The sequence below is a fragment of the Pseudomonas brassicacearum genome (genome assembly GCF_003732265.1).
Classification (GTDB): domain Bacteria; phylum Pseudomonadota; class Gammaproteobacteria; order Pseudomonadales; family Pseudomonadaceae; genus Aquipseudomonas; species Aquipseudomonas brassicacearum_D.
Window position 1 is genome coordinate 1 of sequence record NZ_MOBK01000171.1, and the last position, 501, is coordinate 501.

1 protein-coding gene is annotated in these 501 nt (G+C 59.3%); it reads right to left on the bottom strand.

The annotated features are described in order from the left end of the window. Positions 1-408: enoyl-CoA hydratase-related protein (locus BK660_RS30645; protein WP_185045278.1), on the bottom strand; the 408-nt coding region annotated here is incomplete at its 3' end. Between the last annotated feature and the right edge of the window lie 93 nt (positions 409-501).

Sequence of the window (501 nt, forward strand, 5' to 3'; positions counted from 1 at the left end):
TTCGGCGGCGTAGCGCATGTCGCACGCGGCGATCAGATCGATCGCGCCGCCCAGGCAGTAACCCTGAATGGCCGCGAGTACCGGTTTGCGGCAGTTGTCGACGGCGTTGAACGAGGCTTGCAGGGTGAGGATCTTGCGGCGCAGCAGGCGCGCATTACGGCCGACGTCCTTGCCTAGTTCATTGGCGACGCCGGCGAGCATCATCAGGTCGATGCCGGAGGAAAAGTGTTTACCGTTACCGCTGAGCACCACCACGCGCACTTCGTCGGTGTCGTCGATCCACTGGAAGATCTCGACGATCTCGCTCCAGAACGCGGCGTTCATCGAGTTGATCTTTTCCGGGCGATTGATCTGCACATGGGCGATGTTGTCGGCCAGTTCGACGCTGAAGGCGGAGTATTGAGTCATGGCAGTGATCCTTTACCGGGCTGAAAATGAGGCCCGAACTATAACAAGGCGTCACAGTGGCGGTTCGGCCAAATGCGGGACTGTCTTGAGTTT